Origin of the sequence: Streptomyces bungoensis (assembly GCF_001514215.1) — a bacterium.
GTDB classification, from domain to species: domain Bacteria; phylum Actinomycetota; class Actinomycetes; order Streptomycetales; family Streptomycetaceae; genus Streptomyces; species Streptomyces bungoensis.
The window spans coordinates 74836-95141 of the sequence record NZ_KQ948853.1 but is presented as its reverse complement, the minus strand read 5'-3'; the positions used below and the strand labels follow the sequence as shown (position 1 = coordinate 95141).

The window sequence follows — 20306 nt, the reverse complement described above, 5'->3', positions numbered from 1 at the left end:
TCTTGGTGTCGCCCACGTAGTCGGCGCCCCAGACGCGGTCGATGAGCTGCATGCGGGTCAGGACGCGGCCCGCGTTGCGCAGCAGCATCTCCAGCAGGTCGAACTCCTTCAGCGGCAGGTCGACCTTGGACCCGGAGACGGTGACGACGTGCCGGTCGACGTCCATGCGGACCGGCCCGGCCTCCAGCGCGGCCGGGGTGACCTCCTCAGGCTCCCCCCGCCGGCGCAGCACCGCGCGGATCCGCGCGACCAGCTCCCGCGAGGAGAACGGCTTGGTGACGTAGTCGTCGGCCCCTATCTCCAGGCCGACGACCTTGTCGATCTCGCTGTCCTTCGCGGTCACCATGATCACGGGGACGTTGGAGCGGCCGCGCAGCTGACGGCACACCTCCGTGCCGGGCAGACCCGGCAGCATCAGGTCGAGGAGGACGAGGTCGGCGCCGTTGCGCTCGAACTCGTCGAGTCCGTCGGGGCCGGTGGCCGCCACGGCCACCTCGAAGCCCTCCTTGCGGAGCATGTACGACAGGGCATCGGAGAAGGACTCCTCGTCCTCGACGACGAGCACACGGGTCACGGAAGGACCTCCGGGGCGGGAAGCGGTTCGTACGGTGACGACTCGGTGGTGCCGGCCTCTTCGTCGAGGTCCGGGTGCTGCTGTGCGCGGTCGCGGGCCGCGCCCGCCTCCGGCAGCCTGAGGGTGAACGTGGAGCCTTGGCCCTCGGCGCTCCAGACCGTGACCTCCCCGCCGTGCGAGGCGGCCACGTGCTTGACGATCGCCAGGCCCAGGCCGGTGCCGCCCGTGGCCCGGGAGCGGGCCGGGTCGACACGGTAGAAGCGCTCGAAGATGCGCTCCTTGTCCTTGTCGGAGATGCCGATGCCCTGGTCCGTGACGGCGAGCTCGATCACGTCGCCGCCGGGGCCGGCGACATGGCGGGCGGCGATGCCGACGCGGGTGCGGGCCGGTGAGTAGTTCACGGCGTTCTCGACCAGGTTGCCGAGGGCGGCGGCGAGCTGGCCGCGGTTGCCCCACACGTGCAGGTCGGCGGTGCCTCCCGCGGCCATGGTGATCTGCTTCTGGCCCGCCTGGTGGCGGCAGCGGTCGATGGCCTCGGCGACCAGTTCGTCCACCCGGACGGGCTCGGCGTCCTCCAGCGGGTCGTCGTTCTGCACCCGGGAGAGGTCGATGAGCTCCTGGACCAGGTTGGTCAGCCGGGTCGCCTCGATCTGCATGCGCCCGGCGAACCGCTGTACGGCCTCCGGGTCGTCGGAGGCGTCCATGACGGCCTCCGAGAGCAGCGAGAGCGCGCCGACGGGTGTCTTGAGCTCGTGGCTGACGTTGGCGACGAAGTCGCGTCGTACGGCCTCGATCCTGCGGGCCTCGGTCAGGTCCTCCACGAGGAGCAGGACCAGCCGCGAACCCAGCGGCGCGACCCGCGCGGAGACCGCGAGGGCGTCGCCGCGTCCGGTGCCGCGCCGGGGCAGGTCCAGCTCGACCTGCCGTATCTCGCCGTCGCGCCGGGTGTCCCGGGTCATCTGGAGCATCGGCTCCACGGCGAGCTTGCCGCCGCGGACCAGCCCGAGGGCGTAGGCGGCGGAGCTGGCCTTGACGACGGCGTCGGCCTCGTCCAGCACGACGGCCGAGGAGCGGAGCACCGACAGCACGGTGTCCACTCCCGGCGGGAGTACGGGGTCGGTGTGCAAGGAAGTCCTGGTGGGTCGCTTCTGGTCGCGCTCGCTCCAGCGGAACGCCAGCATGGCGATGACACCGGTGAGCACCCCGGCGATCGCTGCCGCTGCGGCGACCGCCGCGTTCACGTCCATGCCTCAAGGTTAGGCACGGCGTACGACATGGCCACAGCCGTGGACGTGCGACCTCGAACACTCGTCGCCCAGAGTTCACCTTGGAGCCAGTATTGGTTCATTTGGGGTGGCGGAAACGGTCGCGTAGAGGGCAGAACGTGGGAGCGTGGGGTTCGCACCGCTGGTTTCGCCACGGGGCGCACGCGCTGCGTGACGGCCCCCGGAACCGCCGAAGCAGACGTACGAGAGGGAACCCTGATGCGGGACGCGTACCACGAGGAACTGGACTCGATCGGCGACGGTCTGGTGGAGATGGCCCGGCTGGCCGGGTCGGCGATCGGGCGCGCCACGACCGCCATCCTCGACGCCGACCTCAAGCTCGCCGAGAGCGTGATCGAGGCGGACCAGAAGGTCGACGAACTCCAGCACGACCTGGAGGCCCGGGCCATAGCCCTGCTGGCCCGGCAGCAGCCGGTGGCGACGGACCTGCGCATCGTCGTGACGTCGCTGCGCATGTCGGCCGACCTGGAGCGCTCCGGCGACCTGGCCCAGCACGTCGCCAAGCTGGCCCGGCTGCGCTTCCCGGAGCGCGCGGTCCCGCAGGACCTGCACGCCACCATCCTGGAGATGGGCCAGCTCGCCCAGCGGCTGATGGCCAAGGCGGCCGAGGTCATCGTGACGAAGGACGTCGACCTGGCCCTGCAGCTGGAGCAGGACGACGACGAGATGGACCTGCTGCACCGCACCCTCTTCCAGCACCTGATCGACGAGCGCTGGAAGCACGGCATCGAGACGGCCGTCGACGTGACCCTGCTGGGCCGCTACTACGAGCGCTACGCCGACCACGCGGTGGCCGTCGCCAAGCGGGTCGTCTACCTGGTCACGGGCGAGCACGCGGACGAGCTGCAGCAGGACATCCAGCCGGTGACCGGGGTGGAGTAGCCGACCGGGGCGAACGGCGCCCTCGGGTTCCGGAGGGCTCCGGACGGGAGCGCGGCGGACAGCGGGTGGGGGCTCGACGTCCGCCGGGCGGTGCGCGGGGCCGCGCGGGCGCCTCTGTGCGCCGTTGATGCGCCCAGGAGAGCGGGCATGCAATGGGTGAGGGGCACCCAGCCCCCTGTCGAGGAGTTGAGTGAGGGACCCATGGCCGAATCCCCGAGCACCACGCCCGACCCCACCCAGGAACGCGAGACCGACGCCCCCGCCGAGATCCGCAGCCTGCCGCTCGTAGGCGCGTGCGGTTGCGGTTCGGGCTGCGGTTGCGGCTGCCAGTCGGGCGCACCCTGCCAGTGCGGCTGACGGCGTACGCCCTGCGAGGGGTCCCGGCGCTGCCGGGGCCCCTCGTCGTGAAGTGAGACGTGACGCGGATTCAGTGGTCCCCGTCCGCGGCCGCGACCGCGCCGTAGGTGACCAGGCCGTAGGCCACGTGCGGGATGACGTCCGCGGTCCAGTCCGCGGCCGACCACGTCCGGGGATCGCTGACTCCCAGGCCGGCCATCGGCGCGTCGCTGGCGGCCATGGCCATGGCCCCGGTGAGCAGGCCGCCCAGCCACACGGGTGGGCGCAGGCCGGCCCGGTGCAGCAGGGCCACGGCCGCCCCGGTCGCGACCCCGACCGTGATCCCCGACAGGGCGCCCAGCCCGGACAGCCGGTTCCCGCGTTCCTCCGAGTCCGGAACGCGGTGCCCCACGGCCGTGGTGACCTTGTCCACCACGTCTTCCGGGGCACTGCTGGGCGATCTGCCGCGCAGTGCCATGTCCGCGTACGACACGGCGTTCAGTGCGGTGGTACCGGCTGCCCCGGCGGCGCAGCCGCGCACGATGCTTCGGAACATGGCGTCCGGGTCCCCCGGTCACCGCGCCTGAACCGTAGGGCGTCACGCGGCGCCGGTACCGGGCCCGGGCTCCTCGAACAGCGCGCCGACGTCGTTCCACGTGAAACCGTCCCGCCACGCCGGCTCGCCGGCCGACCGGCCGGGGAGGGCGAGCAGCACCTTCTCCTGCGAGACGGTCACCTCGTGCGAGAGTGAGCCCATGACGGCACCGGAAGCCACGGTCGTGGCGGTGGACGAGGTCGAGGAACTCGCGGTGGACGGGCTGCGGTGGCTGACCGGAGCGGCGCGTGAAACCCCCGGTGGAGGCCTCGCCTGGACGACCAGGCCCTCGGACGGCGAGCTGAACCCCACGCTCTACAGCGGTACGGCCGGTAACGTCCCGGTGCTCCTGGAGGCGTGGCGGCACTTCGGCGACGACTCCTACGCCGACGCCGCACTGCGCGCGGCCCGCAGCCTCGCGGACGCCGTCGACGGCATCGACGACGACTCGCTCTACTTCGGCCGCACCGGAATGGCCCTCATGCTGCGGACCCTGCACGAGGAGTTCGGCGACCCGGCCGCCGGCGCCGCCGCGGACCGCGCGCTGGGAATCGTGCGGTCGCGGTTCGACGGCACCCGCTGGGGCGACCTGTTCGAGCTGATGGGCGGCAACGCGGGCATCGGCCTCGGGTCCCTCCTGGCCGGCGACGCCGACCTGGCCGTCCTCGCCCTGGAGCCGTACCTGCGGACGGCGGAGCGGACCGCGGCGGGCGTCCACTGGCCCTGGCGCGCGGGTGTCGACGCCCGTCTGCACCACGTCTCGCACGGCACGCTCGGCATCGTCCTGGCGCTGGCCCGGGCCGGCGAGCGCACCGGCCGTGCCGACCTGCTGGAACTGGCGCTGGCCGGTGCCGTGGACGTGGTGGCCCGTGACGAAGGGGGGCCGGAGGGCTTCCTGGTGCCGCACTCCACCCCGCAGTACCGGCCCGACGTGATCGAGCCCGTCAGCTACGGCTGGTGCCACGGCCCGGCCGGCGACGCCCAGGCCTTCCGGCTGCTGCGTGACGTCACGGCCGATCCCGTCTGGTCGGCCCTCGCCGACCGCTGCTGGCACACGGTCACCCGCTCGGGCCTGCCCAGGCGGCTGCGCCCCGGCTTCTGGGACAACAACGGCCGCTGCTGCGGCACCGCGGGCGTCCTCGCCCTGGCCTGCGACCGGATCGCCGAACAAGGGGACCCGTACGACTTCGCCCACGTCCTCGTCGCGGACCTCGCCGCCCGCGCGATCCGGGACCGCGACGGCGCGCGCTGGTCCAACGTCGAGCACCGGGAGACCCCGAGCGACCTCGAACCCTGTGTCGGCTGGGCGATGGGCAACGCGGGCATCGTCCGCGAACTCCTGCGCTTCGTAGGGCTGAGCCGCGGCGGTGCCCCCCGGTACGCCTGCGCCTGGCCGGACCAGCCCCCGGTCTCCGTGTCCTGACGGGGGCGCGGAATTGATCCCGTGTCAGGTGACCGGCCCGACTGTCACACTCCGCGCCGTGACGACTGACAGCTCCGGCCCGACCCTGACCATCGGCGAACGCGACAGTGAACTCAGCGACCGGCTGACCGAGGAACTGATCGCCTTCGACACGGACGCCACCGGTGCGGCCGACCGCGGCACCTTCTCGGTCAAGGTCACCGATAGGGCGGGTGAGCTGGTCGGCGGACCCACCGCCTGGACCTGGGGCGGCCTGTGCGGCGTCGAGCTCCTGTGGGTGCGCGACGACAGCCGCAGGGACGGGTGGGGGCAGCAGCCTCCTGCAGGCGGCCGAGGCCGAGGCGCGCCGCCGGGGCCGCGATCGCGTCGCCGTGTCGTCCTTCACGTTCCAGGCCCCCGGCTTCTACGAACGCCACGGCTACGCCGAGACCGGCCGGACCCTCGGCATCTCCGGAGGACACGCGGACGTGCACCTGTTCAAGTCCCTGGGGACGGCGGTGCACTCCGCCCGCTCGTAGCGGTGGACCGGGCCAAGGCCCCTGCCGGCGGGCCGACCCGCGGGCAGGGGCGTTGATCAGGCCGGGCCACCGGGCGGCCCGGCGACGGGCCGTCAGGCGGTCTCGGCCGGCTTCTGGCGGGGCAGGGCGAGGAGCAGCGCGGTCGCGACGGCCGCGATGACCAGGTTGAGGATCGCCGCCGTGCCGAACGCGTGCGCGTACTGCGCCACTCGGCTGCCGTGCGGCGTCAGGGCGTCGAAGAAGAACACGCCGATGACCGCGACCCCGACCGCGCCGCCGACCTGCTGGCCGGTGGACAGGACGCCGGAGGCCATGCCGACCTCGCTCGGACGGATCCGGCCGAGCACCGTGTTCAGCAGCTGGGGGAGCAGCAGGCCATTGCCGAGACCGACCAGGGTCAGCGGCGCGATCAGCGGACCGGCCGAGAGCCGGGCGCCCTCGGCGAAGGCCATCAGCAGCGTGGCGAGGAACCCCGTCGCGGCCAGCACGCTGCCGATTTCCAGCACGCGCCGGCCGTGGCGCGGCGTCCAGCGCGCCGCCAGCAGGCTGGTGGCGAAGAAGGCGACGGCCAGCGGTGTGTACTCGAGCCCCGCGCCCAGGGCGGACATCCCCAGACCGTCCTGCAGCATCAGCGAGAGGATCAGGAAGAAGGAGTTCACACCGGCGTAGGCGACGACCACGAGCGTGATGCCGACGGCGAACGAGCGCTCCGCGAACAGCCGCAGGGAGACCAGCGGGGCGCGCCCGGCCCGTTCCGCCCGGCGCTCGACGACGACGAACAGCGCGAACGCGACGGCGCTGCCGGCGAGGCTGGCCCAGGTCCAGGCCGGCCAGCCCGCGTCGCGCCCCTCCACCAGCGGGATCACCAGGAGGAACAGCGCCACCGTGAGCACCGCCAGACCGGGCAGGTCCAGCGAACGGGCCTGCGGCGCGCGGGTCTCGGGCACCATCCGCGCCGCCAGCGCCAGGGTGATCAGGCCGATCGGGACGTTCACCCAGAACACCGGGCGCCACGTGGTTCCGAACAGGTTCGCCGCGATGAGCAGGCCGCCGACCAGCTGGCCCAGGATCGTCGACACGCCGATCACCGAACCGAGCGCGCCGAACGCGCGGTGCCGCTGCTGCGCCGGGATCAGGACCTGGATCATCGAGAAGACCTGGGGGAACATCAGCGCCGCGCTCAGCCCCTGGGCGAGGCGTGCCCCGATGAGCACCCCCGCGGTCGGCGCCAGCGCACAGGCGACCGAGGTGAGGGTGAACAGGGCCATGCCGAGCATGAAGAGCCGCTTGCGGCCGTACGTGTCACCGAGCCGGGCCCCGGTGATCAGAGCCACGGCGTAGGTGATCTGGTATCCGGCGACGATCAGCTGGATCTGACCGTCGGAGGCGTGCAGGTCGGCCTGGACGGCCGGGGCGGCGACCAGCACGATGAAGGTGTCGAGGATGGCCATGAAGCTGCCGACGAGGATGACCGGCAGCGCCCGCCAGGGCGATGCGGCCGACTGCGCCCGAGCGGCCCGCCCGCCGGTCGGCTGCGGCGCGCTCGTCGGTTCCTGGGCGGCGGCCGTGTCGGCCTTTCGGTGCGTCATGTTCGCCAGCGTTCCATCGCCTTCGGCCGCTGCACATGGGCGCGGATATGCTAGTGGTGGCGGCACCACCATCGAGGACTACGGTCCGTACCGGGGGATGGGATGGACAGCACGGCGCAGCGCCAGGAGCTCGCGGATTTCCTCCGCGCCCGGCGAGGGCAGCTCTCACCACGTGACGTCGGGATCGAGCCGGGGCCGAGGAGACGGACTCCGGGGCTGCGGCGCGAGGAGGTCGCGCACCTGTCCGGGGTGAGCGTGACCTGGTACACCTGGCTCGAACAGGCACGTGACATCACGGTCAGCCGGCAGGTGCTCGACAGCCTGGCGCGGGCGCTGCACCTGACGACGGCCGAGAAGCTGTACATGTACCGGCTGGCCGACACGCAGGGTGTCGTGCGCCAGGAGGCCGCCGACGCGCCGAGCGCCGAGCTGCAGCGCCTGGTGGACGCGCTGAACCCGTACCCGACGTACCTCATCGGGCCGAGCTGGGACCTGCTGGCCTGGAACGCGGCCGAGGCCGGGCTCATCGGCGATCCCGGCCGGCTGGCCGGCCACGAACGCAACATCATCCGGATGGTGTTCACCGACCCGGAGACCCGCCGACTGCTGGTGGACTGGCGCGCCCAGGCCTCCGGGCTGCTCGCCCAGTTCCGCGCGGACGCCGCCCGCAACCTGGGCGACCCGCGGTTCGAGCAGCTGAGCAACGAGCTGTACGCCGTCAGCGACGAGTTCCGGGAGTTGTGGGACGAGCACCGCGTGGCCGACTTCGGCTCGGCCCGCTGGGAGTTCGACCACCCCCGGCTCGGCCGGCTGGCCGTGGACTACGTACGGCTCGCCGCGCTGCAGTCCCCGGGGGTGAAGCTGTTCACCTGCCTTCCGGCCGACCCGGAGACGGAGGCGAAGCTGCCCGCCCTGGCCGACCCGCACCACGCGTTCGGGCCGGTCGGCGCCGAGGCCGTGGCGGGAGGGTTCCGGGGAGCCCCGCGGGGCGATCAGCGGGTCAGGGCCGCCCGCTGATCACCGTCCGTCGCCGGATGCTCAGCCCTGTCCCTCCGAGAGCAGCGTCACGACCGTGACATCGCTCGTGCGCGACGTCAGCGCGCGGACCGTGATCGTCCCGCGTCCCGCGTGGCGCAGTCGGCGTGCCTCGTCGCCGATGCCGGTGGGCGCGTCCTCGATGTGCCGCGTACGCGGGTCGTTCCGCACGGCGTCACGCAGTTCCCGCAGGGTCGGGTCGTCCGGGTGCCGGGCGAGCGCGAGACGCAGGTCCGCGAGGAGGTAGGGCGCCCAGTCCCGTTCCCAGTTCAGCAGGACGTCCTCGCGGGCCTCGGCGGACAGGAGCGCCCACTCCGTCATGTTGGCCGGTGGCCTGCCGGACGGGAACATCTGCGTGAAGGCGTCGTTGCCCGCGATGAGTTCGCCGGCCGGAGAGCAGACGTAGGCCGTCTCCGTGTGGCAGCGGACCCAGCGGTGCCAGTGCGGTGAGGCGGGTCCCGCCGACAGCACCGGATCGGTCCTGAACAGGTCCAGGTGGGCGATGCGCAGATGGTGGTCGCTGAAGCGCAGGGTCGCGGCGACCCGCAGGAAGAGTTCGGGCGACGGAACCAGGACGCCGTTCTCCAGTTTCTGGTACGTGCCCGTACCGCCGCGCAGCGCCTCGTCCATGTCGGATTGGCGGAGGTGTCCAGTGCGTGAACGCCGTGTGGAGATACGTGGCGGCAACCCGATTAACTCCCGGGTGCCCTTTGCGCGATACCTCCGGAGAAGCTCCTGGTAATCGCGGTCTGTCGGCCGCTTCCGATTCATCATTTCCCCCGTTCCGGATAGCCCGATCATCTCGGGCCATCGATGGATCCCGCCTGGGATTGTTGCTCATTCAACCCCACGTAGCGGAATAAGTGACTCCATTTCAGCTCCGTAGTGCGGTGCGCTCTGGGCGGTGCCGGCACGAGACGCACCCCGATGGCACGCACTATATGTGCGCTCACAAGCCTGCCGTTGCCATCCACTGGCCACCCCTGAACCATTGTGTCCAGAACCGATCGGGCGCCCGCCCAGTTCTGACCGCAGGCGAAGCGACGCGGGACACGCCGGAAGCAAAAAGTCGTCAATTATTTCTTTGAGATGTCTTCAATCACGGGGGAACCCCGAACCACTCGGGGAGAAATGGTGGCTCAGTCATGCCGCTGAATCGCGCGGTAATCGGCCGCAGTACCAAATCGGAAGCCGTCCTGGTGGTCACCGAGGACACGTTGCGCGATGCGGCGGCTCAGTTCGAGGAACCGCTCGCGGCCTATCGGGATCCGGAGGCGGCCCGTTCGCTCGGGCACCCCGCGCCGATCGCACCGCCCGCGTTCGCCTCGCGCCTGTGGTTCCGCATGGTGTGGGCCTGGCCGATGTACGAACCCGACCTCGGGCGCAAGCCCGGCGCCAACCTGCTGCTGGCCGACCTGCACACGGTCTCGTTCCGCCCGATCCGCCTCGGCGACCGGCTCACACTGACCTCGACCGTCGCGGACATCACCGAGATCAGCCGGCAGCGCGACATCATCCACATCCAGAACGAGATCGCCACCGAGGACGGCGAACCGGTGTGCGGCACGGGCTACAAGTTCGTCATCTCCCACGCGGACACCTTCGATCCGGCCGCCGGGACCGAGACGGAGGGTGTGGCATGACCGCCAAGGTGCGCTACGAGGACATCCGTGTCGGACAGGCACTGCCGGACAAGGAGGTCGCGGTCGACCGCCTCGCCCTGCTGCTCTTCGGCGGCCAGACCATGCGGCTGGACTTCGCCGCGACCCACTGGAGCGAACGCATCTCGCGGTCCGTGGGACTGCCCGACGTGATCATGCACGGACCCTTCACGCTCGGCAAGGTGCTGGAGATCGTCAACGGATGGACCGGCGACCCGGGCGCCCTGGTGGAGCACCGCATCCGCCTGGCCCGGCCGGTGCCGGTCCCGGACGACGGGACCGGAGCGGTCTTCCGGCTCTCCGGGACCGTCGAGGAGAAGCTCTCCGACCACCGGGTGCGGATCGGGGTGACCGCCGCCTCACCCGAGGGCCAGGTGCTCGCCACCCTGCAGGCCACCGTCCGGCTCGCCTGAGAACCCGGGCGGGTGCCGGGCCGTCGGCCGGGCACCGGCCCTCGAGCCCGTCGGCCGGGCGCGCGCCGCTGCGCCCCCCCCTGCGCGCACACCGCCGTGTGCGCGTGGCGCCCGGACGACCTGTGACACCGCACCGGCCGGGTTCTGGTGCCGGCCGGGTCGGGCGACGGAAGTGCCGTCCGTCCCATCGACGTGACCACCGTCCCCCGCCGGACGGGTGCGGTCCCTCTGCACAGCCTCGCGCGCGCCGGCCCGCGGCGTGCTCGCACGCGGTCCGCGTCGAGTGGCGGCGGCTCCCCCACCCGACTTCCCGAGGCGCGCCCCGACCGGCTGCCCAACGCCCTTGAACCAGGAGTATTCGAGTGCGCACCCTGCTTGTCGACAACCACGACTCGTACAGCTTCAATCTCTTCCAGCTGATCGCCCAGGTCACCGGCGTCGACCCGCTGGTGGTCGTCAACGACGACCCCGCCCTGGCCCGGATGCCGCTGGACGGGTTCGGCAACATCGTCATCTCGCCGGGACCCGGCCGGCCGCAGAACGGCCGCGATCTCGGGTACGCCGGCGACCTCCTGCTGCGCACCGGCCTGCCGGTACTCGGTGTGTGCCTGGGCCACCAGGCCATCGCCCACCTGGCCGGCGGTTCCGTCATTCCCGCTCCGCAACCGCGGCACGGCCATCTGACCACGGTCAAGCACGCGGACGACGAGCTGTTCGCGGGGATTCCCACCGAGTTCACCGCGGTGCGCTACCACTCGCTGTGCGTCCAGGAGCCGCTGCCCGACACCTTGATCGCCACCGCCCGCGCCGAGGACGGCGTGATCATGGCACTGCGCCACCGCGACCTGCCGCGCTGGGGCGTGCAGTTCCATCCGGAGTCGATCGCCTCGGAGTTCGGGCGGGAGATCGTCGCCAACTTCACCGAGCTGAGCCACCGGGCCGCGGCCACGCGGGCCCGGGCCGCCGCGCAACCGCCGGCCGCGCAGGTCCGGGCCGACGCACAACCACCGGCCACGCAGGTCCGGGCCGGTGAGCAGCCGGGGGCCGCCGGGTCCGGCCCGGTCGGCCGGCTGCGGGTGCTGAGCACCGATCTGCCCGAAGCGGTCGACACCGAGGCGGTGTTCCTGGAGCTGTTCGCCGACAGCCCGAACAGCTTCTGGCTCGACAGCAGCCGGGTGGAGGCGGGACTGTCGCGCTTCTCGTTCCTGGGCGACGCCACCGGGCCGCTGAGCGAGGTGCTCACGTACCGGGTCGACGCCAAGGCGGTCAAGGCGCGCGACGCCTCCGGCGTCCGCGTGCTCAGCGGCAGCGTGTTCGACGTGCTGGAGGCGCGGCTGCGCGAGCGCGCGGTCGATCCCGGCTCGCTGCCGTTCGACCTGACCGGCGGCTACGTCGGCTACTTCGGCTACGAGCTCAAGGCCGAGTGCGGCGCGAGCGCCCGGCACACCGCCGACACCCCGGACGCGGCCTGGATGCTCGCCGACCGGCTGATCGCCGTCGACCACCTGGAGAACCGCACCTACGTGCTGTCCGTCCACGACGAGCGGACCGAGGACGAGGCCCGCGCCTGGGTCGAACGCACCGCGGCCCGCCTGGTGCAGCTGCACCCGGCACCGGCGGTGGAACACGCCGACGCGGGCCCGGCGGCCGACCCCGCCGCGTACCTGGTGCGCGGGCAGGCCGGTTACGAGGACGACGTCCGCGCGGCGCAGCGCCAGCTGATCCGCGGCGAGAGCTACGAGATCTGCCTGACCAACAAGCTGCACCTGCCCTTCGAGGACGACGACACGGCGTTCTACCGCCGGCTGCGGCGGCTGAACCCGGCGCCGTACTCCGCGATCCTGCGCATCGACGGAGTGACGGTGTTCTGCTCCTCACCGGAGCGCTTCCTGCGGATCGAGCGGGACGGGCGGGTGGAGAGCAAGCCGATCAAGGGCACCGCCCCGCGCGACGCCGACCCGGAGCGGGACGCCCGGCTGGCCGCCGGGCTCAGGGCGGACCCGAAGACGCAGGCGGAGAACCTGATGATCGTCGACCTGCTGCGCAACGACCTCGGCCAGGTGTGCGAGGTCGGCAGTGTGCACGTCGATCCCTACATGGCCGTCGAGAGCTACCAGACGGTGCACCAGCTGGTCTCCACGGTCAAAGGGCGGCTCCGGCCCTCCGTCGGCGCCGTCGAGTGCGTGCGGCGCTGCTTCCCCGGGGGCTCCATGACCGGCGCGCCCAAGCTGCGCACCATGGAGATCATCGACCGCCTCGAGACCGAGGCCCGCGGCGTCTACTCCGGCACCCTCGGCTACTTCGGCCTGTCCGGCGGGACCGATCTCAACATCGTGATCCGCACCGCCGTCCGCAAGGGCGACGATCTGAGCATCGGGGCCGGGGGTGCCATCGTGCTCGACTCCGATCCGCACGACGAGTACCAGGAGATGATCCTCAAGGCCGACGCCCCGTTGCGCGCCTACCGTGCTCCGCTCCCGGCTCGGACGGGCACCCCGGCCCGATGAACACCTCCCCGCCGGCCCGGGCAGGCCGCTACGTCTGGGATCCGTCCGCCGGCCCGCACGGCGGCCTGCTGCCCGAGCGGACCGCGGACCCGGAGCCGGCCGCGGCCACCTCGCTCGTCGCCGACTCATGGCTGGTCGAGGACGGCAGGGTACGGGCGCTGCCGGCCCACGCGCGCAGGTTCCGGGACACCGCGGGCCGTCTGCTCGGTGTGCCGTCCGCCCAGGTCACCGATTTCCTTCGGGCAGCCGTGGGCCTGCTGCCGCCCCGGGGCCGCTGGTTCCCCCGGGTCGAGGCCCGCCCGGGTGCGCACGGTACGCGCCTGGTCCTGTGGCTGCGCCCGGCCCCGCCGCGCGGCGGGCCCGTGGTGCTCTGGAGCCCCGGCATGGCGGACCCCCGGGAGCTGCCGTGGGCCAAGGGGCCGGATCTCGTCCTGCTGGGGCGGCTGCGCGAGGCGGCCCGCGCGGCCGGCGCCGACGAGCCGCTCCTGCTGTCCGCGTCCGGGCACGTCCGCGAGGGCGGCACCACCAGCCTCGTCTGGTGGCGCGGTACGACCCTGTGCGCCCCGCCGCCCGGGCCGGGCCTGCTGCGCGGAGTGACCCGGGCGCTCCTGACCGCCGAAGTGGCCGAAGCCGGCCACCGGGTGGTCTTCGAGACGGCCACCGCGGCCGACCTCGCCGGCGTGCCCGTGTGGGCGGTCAACGCCCTGCATGGCATCCGGCCGGTCGCCGGCTGGCTGAACGCGGCCGACGAACTCCCGGCACCCCCGGACTCGTCGGCCCAAGCAGAGCGCTGGCAGGCGCGCCTCGATCGGCTCGCCCTGCCCGCCCACCCCGGCCTGGTGCCCGACGCCGACGATCCGGCGCCGGGCACCGCCGGGGCCCTTCCTTCCGCCGAACCGCAGCATCGAGGCTGACATCGCATGTCCACCGAGACCCTCACGCAACGACCGAGTCATGAGCGCGACCTGCTGGCCCAGCTCACCCTGCGCTGGGGCCGACGCGTCGCGGTGAAGAAGGACGAGCTCGACCTCGACGGGCACTTCGACCCGGACCTGCCGGATTTCCCCGAGCACCTCGTGCCGGTGCTCGAGCTGCCCGGCGTCGAACCGCTCGACCGGCCGGCTCACCGGCGCGTGCTCGCCGCCGCCTGGATCGCGTACAACGCCAAGACCGCGGCGATCGAGAACGAGATCATCCTGCCGGCCTGCCGGCTGATGCTGGAGGACCGCATACCGGTACGGCGCGACGACGTGTCGTACACCGCCCTGCACCAGACCATCGTCGACGAGCACTTCCACATCCTGATGTGCCACAACGCGGTCGGTGTCACCAAGCGCCGGCGCGATCTCGGCGGCCTGGCCTTCGACCCGCGGGGCTGGGCGGTGGTGCGGGGCCTCGACCGGGCCCGCGAGGGCTTGGCGGGCTTCGAGCGCGACCTGGTCGAGATCGCGTTCTCGCTGGCCGCCGAGACGACCATCAGCGGCTTTCTGTCGAGCCTCGCCACCGCGCAGGACATCCAGCCGATGAACCGGATCACGGTGGACATGCACCGGCGCGACGAGAGCGGACACGCCGTCGTGTTCCGCGAGCTCGCCGGATCGCTGTACCGCTCGCTGGACGGTCCCGGGCGCGCGCTGTTCCGCGACGCGCTGATCAGCGGACTGGCCGCGTTCCGGGCCGCGGACGTCGATCCCTGGGTCGAGGTCGCCGCGGCCGGCGATCTGCGGATCGAGCCCGGGCAACTGGCCGAGTGGGCCTCCGGCCGCCCGGCCCCGCGGCGCGACACCGGCCCGCTGCAGCTGCTGCTCGACGACCTCGGCATCGACCAGTCGCTCGTCGACGCGGTGCCGCAGGGCGGCTGAGCCGGAGCGCGCCGCCGCGTTCGATCCGTCACCACGGAAATCGAGGAGAAGATGTTCACCCTGACCGACGAGCTCCAGGACATCGCCCGTACCGCGCGGGACTTCGCCGAGGAGCACCTGGCCCCGAGCGCGGTGGAGTGGGACGAGACCCACCACTTTCCCGTCGACACCCTGCGCAAGGCCGCCCAGCTCGGCATGGGCGGCATCACCGTACGGGAGGAGGCGGGCGGTTCCGGCCTGTCCCGGCTGGCCGGAACCCTCGTCTTCGAGGCGCTGTCCACGGGCTGCCCGACCGTGGCGGCGTACCTGTCCATCCACAACATGGTCGCCACGATGATCGACACCTTCGGCGACGCCCGGCAGCGCGACCGCTTCCTGCCCCACCTGTGTTCGATGCAGTTCCTGGCCAGTTACTGCCTGACCGAGCCGGGCTGCGGCTCGGACGCCGCCGCACTGCGCACCATCGCGGTGCGCGACGGTGACGCGTACGTGCTGAACGGCGTCAAGCAGTTCATCTCCGGTGCCGGTGCCTCGGACGTCTACCTCGTCATGGCACGCACCGGCGGCCCCGGCCCGGACGGCATCTCCGCACTGCTGGTCGAGGCCGGCACACCGGGTCTGTCCTTCGGTCCCGAGGAACGCAAGATGGGCTGGCACGCGCAGCCCACCCGCCAGGTCGTGCTGCGCGACGTGCGGGTGCCGGCCGCCCACCTGCTCGGCGGCGAGGGCCGCGGCTTCCGTATCGCGATGGCGGGCCTGAACAGCGGCCGGCTGAACATGGGGGCCTGCTCGCTCGGCGGCGGTACGGCCGCGCTGGAGCGCACCGTCGCCTACCTGCGCGAACGGGAGGCCTTCGGCAAGCCCCTGATCGAGTCGCAGGCCCTGCAGTTCCGGCTGGCCGATCTGGCCACCGAGCTCGAGGCCGCCCGTTCCCTGCTGTGGCGTGCCGCGGCCGCACTGGACGCCGACGACCCGAACGCGGCCACGCTGTGCGCGATGGCCAAGCGGGTGGCCACCGACGCGGGCTTCGCGGCCGCCGACGGCGCGCTCCAACTGCACGGCGGCTACGGCTACCTGACCGAGTACGGAATCGAGAAGATCGTCCGCGACCTGAGGGTGCATCAGATACTCGAGGGCACCAACGAGATCATGCGGCTGATCGTGGCGCGTTCCCTGGTCGCCGCCTGAAAGCCTCTCTCGAGATGCCCCAGAGGCGCGAAAAGCCCCCGCCCGTGGAGACTCCGCGGGCAGGGGGCTTGTTCGTGCGCGCTTACACCCAGGATCCCAAGCGCCCGGCCCGCGAAGCTGTGAGAGCTCCAGGCCGGAAGCCTCACCTACGGCGCCGACGTGATCATCAGCCACACCGGCCCCGGCCTGCTCGCCGGAATCACGTCCGGCTACCTCGACAACGAGCATGACCAGAAGCCGACCGACGATCCCCTGTGCGATGTGGTCGTAAACCTGACCAGCTACTGAACGGTCTCCAAGGACACGCGCACCGAGAACGACCGTAGAGCCCGGGGGCCTGAGGGCCCGGGCCGTGAAAATGCCCCTGAGTCGCGCCGTCTGCGCAGCTCAGGGGCATGATCGCAGAACCTACTTCTTCTTGCCCTGGGTTTCGACCGCCCGGTTTTTGAGGCTCGTCAGCGAGGTGCTCACCCCACCTGACATGCGGACAGGCGGTCGTTGGTAGTCGCTGTCGGTCGTTGGTGGTGGACCTCGGAGGTTCCACAGAGGTTCCAGGTTCGGTCCGGCCCGGGCCCCGAAGAGCCTCTAGCGCTAGCGGCAGGGGCCGCTAACGTTAACGGCCCCGCTAGCGACCAAAACCGCTGGTGACCAGTCCGTCAGCGGTTAGCGAGCATCCTGGGCAGACCCCGGAATCAGCCCGCTAGACGGCTCTGAGAGGGGCGTCACCGGGCCGTGGCCGGCCGCCGGCCGTGGCGGGGAAGAGCAAGAAGGAGCGGCCTACAGCCGCGCGTCTTTTGGCGGCTCGCTGCGCTCGCGCGGGGACCACAGTCGGGGGTTGGTGCCGCTCCCCCTTGGAAAGCATCCTGAGGGCCTTCCAAGGGGCGGCGGCAGGCATGGGTGCGCGGCCGCCGGGCTCCCTTCGTCTACGTGGCTCACCATGGCTCTTCGGGAGGGGGCAGGGCGCCGTTCGTAGCGCGCCCACTGAGCCTTTTCAGCTTGGCCACTGAACGGGTGACGGGGTTGCTGGAGGCGAGGGACCGCAACGCACGAGGCTCCCGTGCCGTTGAGGAAGGCGCAGGAGCCTCGTTGGTTTCCTCTCCTGCCGCACTCGACTTGCCTCACACCCTGGTCGAGTGGGTCACGATGCTCGTTGTCACCCGTGGAAATGCGCACCCGGCCGCCTGGGCTCGCTTGTAGCCTGCGAAGAACTCCACCGTCCGATGTTCGTGAACTTCAGAAGGTCACACGGACGAAATGTCTCCTCTGGCACGGGGCCCCTCCGACTTCGAGGAACGAGTACGCCGAGAGTGCCACCAACTCCGGATGGCGTGACTTACTAGAGCCAAAGCAACAGCGCCCGCGATGAACCGAATAACATTCCAAGTAATTACAACGACCGCGCGTTGGCCATCCGCCTCTGCAGTCAGCCGCATGGAGGTCTCGAAAATTGCTACGAGCGGAACAATCAGTCGGAATGGGAGACCGCCAGCACTTGGAATCCTCGCCAGGTTACCCGAGAGCCCGACGGGCGCCCCAAGAACGAAAGCTGCTATTCCCCACGCAAGCATCCCAGAGAAAATCCCCTCGGAGGTGGCGCCAGATTCCAGTCCGGCCGGGATGGTGGGGCTCAGAAACTTGAATAGATAGTACGTGACCACGCCGACAGCCAACCCCAAAGACGACAGCAACGCTGACTCAATTTTGGTTCGGCCGAAATAGCCCACCAAGAATGCATAACAGACCCACGACCATCCATCGGAAAAAACAAGATTCAGAGTGTCGCAAACGGGATTGTCCCATTTTTCGGTAAGGGGACCCGCTAGTCCAAGTAGCAAACCTACCCCGAGGGACACTGCTAGCGACGCAATGCGAGGGCGCGGAAAGTGTGCGATTTCTCTTCCCTGTTCCGTGATTAACTCAAAGCAGGAGGTGGCGCCACTCAGGGACTGCGCGGGCGACCGAACAGACCCGAGTGACGCACCAACCTACCCGCCTACCGAAGGGTCACCGCGTGATGCGGGGGCCAGAACCTAGGCAAGACTGTAGTACGTGTAGCAGGTGTAGCCGGCGCCCGCCGTCAGGTGGGCATAGGAGGTCTCACCGGCATATGCCCCAGCGGTAAGGGAGCCTCCGGCAATCTTCACCGTGGACCTGTGGATCTTAGTGGGGTGGTAGTAGTTCGAGTAGCAGTACTTACCATCCGTGTTCAGGTCGTAGCCGTAGCACCAAGTTCCGCCACTGGCACCCACGCAGGCCTTCGGCGTAGCGGACGAATCTCCCATCTTGATCACCGCCGCACCCCATTCAGAGGGGTTACCCAGCTTTGTGGGCGGCTTCGTACCGTCACCACGCTTGTGGAGGGTGACGTGACCGACCTCGGAACCATCCGCGGCGACGATAGTGCCGTTCGCCGTAACGGTGGCAGCTTGAGAGGTGCCTGCGGCGGCCGGCGTAGCGAAGCTAAATACTGCGAAAATCACGCTCACAAAGCCGAGAACTATCGATCTACCGGATACACTCACGGTGCTCCTTCCTCAACTCCCCCGGTGAGAGTGTGCGTAGTGATCTTGAACGAGGGGATGGTCGCAGTCAATAGCGTCGGCAGGGACTGTCCGAAAAAGGACTGTCCGAGTAAGGGCTGTAGTACAGCATTCGGCAGGATGCGAAACGGCCTGACCCCGGCAGCTGCAATGCCGGGGTCAGGCCGTTTCACGGGGTGGCTACCTGATCCAGATGACGTCCAGGACGGGCAGGTGCGAGGTGAGTCGGTTGATCACGTAGACGACGGACAATTGCCCGACCTGAGGTGATCTTGTCCTGGTGGCTGGATGGCCTACAGCCGGTTTCCGTCCGGCGGGACCCGAGCGGTGCCGAGGACGCTCCACTGTTCCCGCGAGGCCATATAACTGAAGAGCCGTCTTCCTCTCTTACTAGAGAGGTGAGGGGAGATAGCGTCCGCAGCGTCCGCCGGGCATCGCTCACCCCCTCTGACCTGCACCATTCCAGCGGACGCCAAACAAAATGTGTAGCGTCCACTAGTGTCCGCAGCGTCCGGTCACACTCCGTCCTCCTAAGACGTCATTTCATTTGGCCAGTCGGCGGTGGCATATGAGGGTCGCGGCGATGGCTGCGAAGGCAAGGAAGTGTTCCGGCTTGCGCTCGTAGCGGCGGTGCAGACGGCGGCAGCCGGACAGCCAGGACACGGTCCGCTCCACCACCCATCGGTGCCGGCCCAGCCGCCGGGACGACTCGATGCCCTTGCGGGCAAGGCGGTGCCGGATACCGCCCTTTCCCGACGGACAGAAGCGGCTCGCCGAGCGGTGGCTGAACGGGATCATGGCCGACGTCGCCCGCGGCGACTTCATCGATCCGAACGCGTCCCGCCAGACGTTCCAGTCGTTCGCGGAGGAGTGGCTCACCAACCTGAGCGGCGACCCCAACACTCGCGCATCGATGGAGTCTCAGCTCAAGCTGCACGCCTTCCCCCGCATCGGGTCCCGCCAACTCGGATCGTTCCAGCCGAGCCACATCCGCGAGTTCGTAACGCAGCTCGAAGCGTCCGGCATGTCCGGCGCCTACGCGCGCGTCATCTTCTCCAACGTCCGCGCCGTGCTCTCAGCCGCCGTAGAGGACGGATGCCTACGCCGGAACCCCTGCAACTCGCGCACGGTGACCCCGCCGGCCATCGGCGCGCGCCGTGTCGTCCCCTGGGAACCTGAGCGTGTCTTCGCCATGCGCGCCGCCATGGTCGAACGCTTCCGGCCCATGGTCGACGTCGGTACAGGGTGCGGCCTGCGGCAAGGCGAGATCCTCGGGCTGTCCGTCGATGACATCGACTTCGACAACGGCACCGTGCACGTGGTGCAGCAGCTCAAGCTGAGCCTGAGCAAGGCCGTGTTCGCGCCGCCGAAGGGCGGAAAGCTCCGCGACGTACCTCTGCCCGATCCCGTGGCAGAGGCTCTACAGGAGCACATCAAGCGGTTCCCGCCTGTGGAGATCAAGCTCCCTTGGATGCGAGCGAACGGCCAGCCGGTGACGCGACGGCTCATCTTCACGGGCCCCAACGGTGGGCACGTCTGGCGTACGTCGCTGAACGAAGACCACTGGATGCCCGCGCTCGCCAAGGCCGGTGTCATCCCCAAGGCCAAGAGCCGCGAGCACGCCGCCGCACGCGAGCACGGCATGCACGCCCTCCGGCACTTCTACGCGTCCGTGCTCCTGGATGCCGGGGAGAGCATCAAAGCGCTCGCGGAGTACCTCGGGCACTCCGATCCGGGGCTGACGCTGAAGGTGTACGCGCACCTCATGCCAAGTAGCCGAGACCGCGCGCGGAAGGCTCTCGGGCGAGCGCTCAGGCCACAGGGCCCGACGGGTTGAGGTTCCAGAGAGGTTCCAGCGCATGAAAATACCTCCCATCCGCGCCATTCGCGCAGGTGG

Annotated in this window: 19 protein-coding genes and 3 pseudogenes; 14 read left to right on the top strand and 8 right to left on the bottom strand. The window is 70.6% G+C overall.

The window, feature by feature from the left end; all coding sequences use genetic code 11:
• Both phoP and phoR read right to left on the bottom strand, forming a co-directional pair.
• Positions 1 to 565: two-component system response regulator PhoP (gene phoP, locus AQJ66_RS07940; RefSeq protein WP_482255545.1), on the bottom strand; the 565-nt coding region annotated here is incomplete at its 3' end.
• A 5-nt stretch (positions 566 to 570) separates the two neighbouring features.
• Positions 571 to 1821 carry a two-component system sensor histidine kinase PhoR gene (gene phoR, locus AQJ66_RS07935; RefSeq protein WP_061918540.1) on the bottom strand — a complete coding sequence of 417 codons (1251 nt, stop codon included), beginning with the start codon at positions 1819 to 1821 and terminating at the stop codon, positions 571 to 573.
• A gap of 237 nt (positions 1822 to 2058) precedes the next feature.
• Here phoR and phoU point away from each other — a divergent pair, with 237 nt between their 5' ends.
• On the top strand, positions 2059 to 2742 hold the full coding sequence (gene phoU / locus AQJ66_RS07930) for a phosphate signaling complex protein PhoU (protein ID WP_061918538.1): 684 nt from the start codon (positions 2059 to 2061) through the stop codon (positions 2740 to 2742).
• Positions 2743 to 3169: 427 nt separating this feature from the next.
• Here phoU and AQJ66_RS07925 read toward each other — a convergent pair whose 3' ends face one another.
• Together AQJ66_RS07925 and AQJ66_RS38770 are read right to left on the bottom strand one after the other, a co-directional pair.
• Positions 3170 to 3634, bottom strand: coding sequence for a hypothetical protein (locus AQJ66_RS07925; protein WP_061918537.1), 465 nt, complete (start codon positions 3632 to 3634; stop codon positions 3170 to 3172).
• 42 nt (positions 3635 to 3676) lie between these two features.
• Positions 3677 to 3835: a hypothetical protein gene (locus tag AQJ66_RS38770; RefSeq protein WP_159052537.1), complete on the bottom strand. Its 159-nt coding sequence runs from the start codon at positions 3833 to 3835 to the stop codon at positions 3677 to 3679.
• On the opposite strand from AQJ66_RS38770, the gene AQJ66_RS07920 reads away from it, so the two are divergent.
• The 3 genes and pseudogenes from AQJ66_RS07920 to AQJ66_RS40835 all read left to right on the top strand — a co-directional run bounded on the left by AQJ66_RS07920 (position 3834) and on the right by AQJ66_RS40835 (position 5614).
• Entirely contained in the window at positions 3834 to 5096 is a 1263-nt protein-coding gene (locus AQJ66_RS07920; RefSeq protein ID WP_061918535.1) for a lanthionine synthetase LanC family protein, read from the top strand. The two genes, AQJ66_RS38770 and AQJ66_RS07920, sit on opposite strands and share 2 nt — an antisense overlap.
• A 164-nt stretch (positions 5097 to 5260) precedes the next feature.
• Positions 5261 to 5458, top strand: a pseudogene (locus tag AQJ66_RS40940) (hypothetical protein); the annotation flags it as partial.
• Positions 5459 to 5467: 9 nt separating this feature from the next.
• The gene (locus AQJ66_RS40835; protein ID WP_341849407.1) at positions 5468 to 5614 is read left to right on the top strand and encodes a hypothetical protein; all 147 of its coding nucleotides are present in this window, start codon (positions 5468 to 5470) and stop codon (positions 5612 to 5614) included.
• Positions 5615 to 5706: 92 nt separating this feature from the next.
• On the opposite strand, the gene AQJ66_RS07910 is transcribed toward AQJ66_RS40835, so the two are convergent.
• Positions 5707 to 7203 (bottom strand): MFS transporter, encoded by a 1497-nt coding sequence (locus AQJ66_RS07910; RefSeq protein WP_079060129.1) that lies wholly within the window; start codon positions 7201 to 7203, stop codon positions 5707 to 5709.
• 102 nt (positions 7204 to 7305) lie between these two features.
• Between AQJ66_RS07910 and AQJ66_RS07905 the strand changes: the two genes are divergently transcribed.
• Positions 7306 to 8220: a helix-turn-helix transcriptional regulator gene (locus tag AQJ66_RS07905; RefSeq protein WP_079060128.1), complete on the top strand. Its 915-nt coding sequence runs from the start codon at positions 7306 to 7308 to the stop codon at positions 8218 to 8220.
• A gap of 21 nt (positions 8221 to 8241) precedes the next feature.
• On the opposite strand, the gene AQJ66_RS07900 is transcribed toward AQJ66_RS07905, so the two are convergent.
• Positions 8242 to 8868, bottom strand: coding sequence for an MmyB family transcriptional regulator (locus tag AQJ66_RS07900; protein WP_061918533.1), 627 nt, complete (start codon positions 8866 to 8868; stop codon positions 8242 to 8244).
• 515 nt (positions 8869 to 9383) lie between these two features.
• Between AQJ66_RS07900 and AQJ66_RS07895 the strand changes: the two genes are divergently transcribed.
• From AQJ66_RS07895 to AQJ66_RS38230, 8 genes and pseudogenes are all read left to right on the top strand, one after another.
• Positions 9384 to 9881 (top strand): FAS1-like dehydratase domain-containing protein, encoded by a 498-nt coding sequence (locus AQJ66_RS07895; RefSeq protein ID WP_079060127.1) that lies wholly within the window; start codon positions 9384 to 9386, stop codon positions 9879 to 9881.
• Positions 9878 to 10312: a MaoC/PaaZ C-terminal domain-containing protein gene (locus AQJ66_RS07890; protein WP_061918528.1), complete on the top strand. Its 435-nt coding sequence runs from the start codon at positions 9878 to 9880 to the stop codon at positions 10310 to 10312. The genes AQJ66_RS07895 and AQJ66_RS07890 overlap by 4 nt, the downstream gene beginning before the upstream one ends.
• A 362-nt stretch (positions 10313 to 10674) precedes the next feature.
• Positions 10675 to 12819: an aminodeoxychorismate synthase component I gene (pabB, locus tag AQJ66_RS07885; protein WP_061918526.1), complete on the top strand. Its 2145-nt coding sequence runs from the start codon at positions 10675 to 10677 to the stop codon at positions 12817 to 12819.
• On the top strand, positions 12816 to 13733 hold the full coding sequence (locus AQJ66_RS07880; RefSeq protein WP_061918524.1) for an aminotransferase class IV: 918 nt from the start codon (positions 12816 to 12818) through the stop codon (positions 13731 to 13733). The genes pabB and AQJ66_RS07880 overlap by 4 nt, the downstream gene beginning before the upstream one ends.
• A 6-nt stretch (positions 13734 to 13739) precedes the next feature.
• Complete coding sequence (locus tag AQJ66_RS07875) at positions 13740 to 14681, top strand: diiron oxygenase (RefSeq protein WP_061918522.1); 942 nt, start codon at positions 13740 to 13742, stop codon at positions 14679 to 14681.
• Between the two features lie 51 nt (positions 14682 to 14732).
• Entirely contained in the window at positions 14733 to 15869 is a 1137-nt protein-coding gene (locus tag AQJ66_RS07870) for an acyl-CoA dehydrogenase family protein (RefSeq protein WP_061918520.1), read from the top strand.
• 159 nt (positions 15870 to 16028) lie between these two features.
• The gene (locus AQJ66_RS40590) at positions 16029 to 16157 is read left to right on the top strand and encodes a hypothetical protein (RefSeq protein ID WP_279617311.1); all 129 of its coding nucleotides are present in this window, start codon (positions 16029 to 16031) and stop codon (positions 16155 to 16157) included.
• A 798-nt stretch (positions 16158 to 16955) separates the two neighbouring features.
• Positions 16956 to 17030 (top strand): annotated as a pseudogene (locus AQJ66_RS38230) (IS5/IS1182 family transposase); the annotation flags it as partial.
• Positions 17031 to 17899: 869 nt separating this feature from the next.
• Here the strand turns inward: AQJ66_RS38230 and AQJ66_RS37040 are convergent.
• Both AQJ66_RS37040 and AQJ66_RS07865 read right to left on the bottom strand, forming a co-directional pair.
• Positions 17900 to 18355 carry a lactococcin 972 family bacteriocin gene (locus tag AQJ66_RS37040; RefSeq protein WP_244162774.1) on the bottom strand — a complete coding sequence of 152 codons (456 nt, stop codon included), beginning with the start codon at positions 18353 to 18355 and terminating at the stop codon, positions 17900 to 17902.
• 597 nt (positions 18356 to 18952) lie between these two features.
• Positions 18953 to 19153: pseudogene (locus tag AQJ66_RS07865) on the bottom strand (transposase); the annotation flags it as partial.
• On the opposite strand from AQJ66_RS07865, the gene AQJ66_RS07860 reads away from it, so the two are divergent.
• The gene (locus AQJ66_RS07860; RefSeq protein WP_482255544.1) at positions 19122 to 20246 is read left to right on the top strand and encodes a tyrosine-type recombinase/integrase; all 1125 of its coding nucleotides are present in this window, start codon (positions 19122 to 19124) and stop codon (positions 20244 to 20246) included. The pseudogene AQJ66_RS07865 and the gene AQJ66_RS07860 sit on opposite strands and share 32 nt — an antisense overlap.
• Positions 20247 to 20306 lie beyond the last annotated feature (60 nt).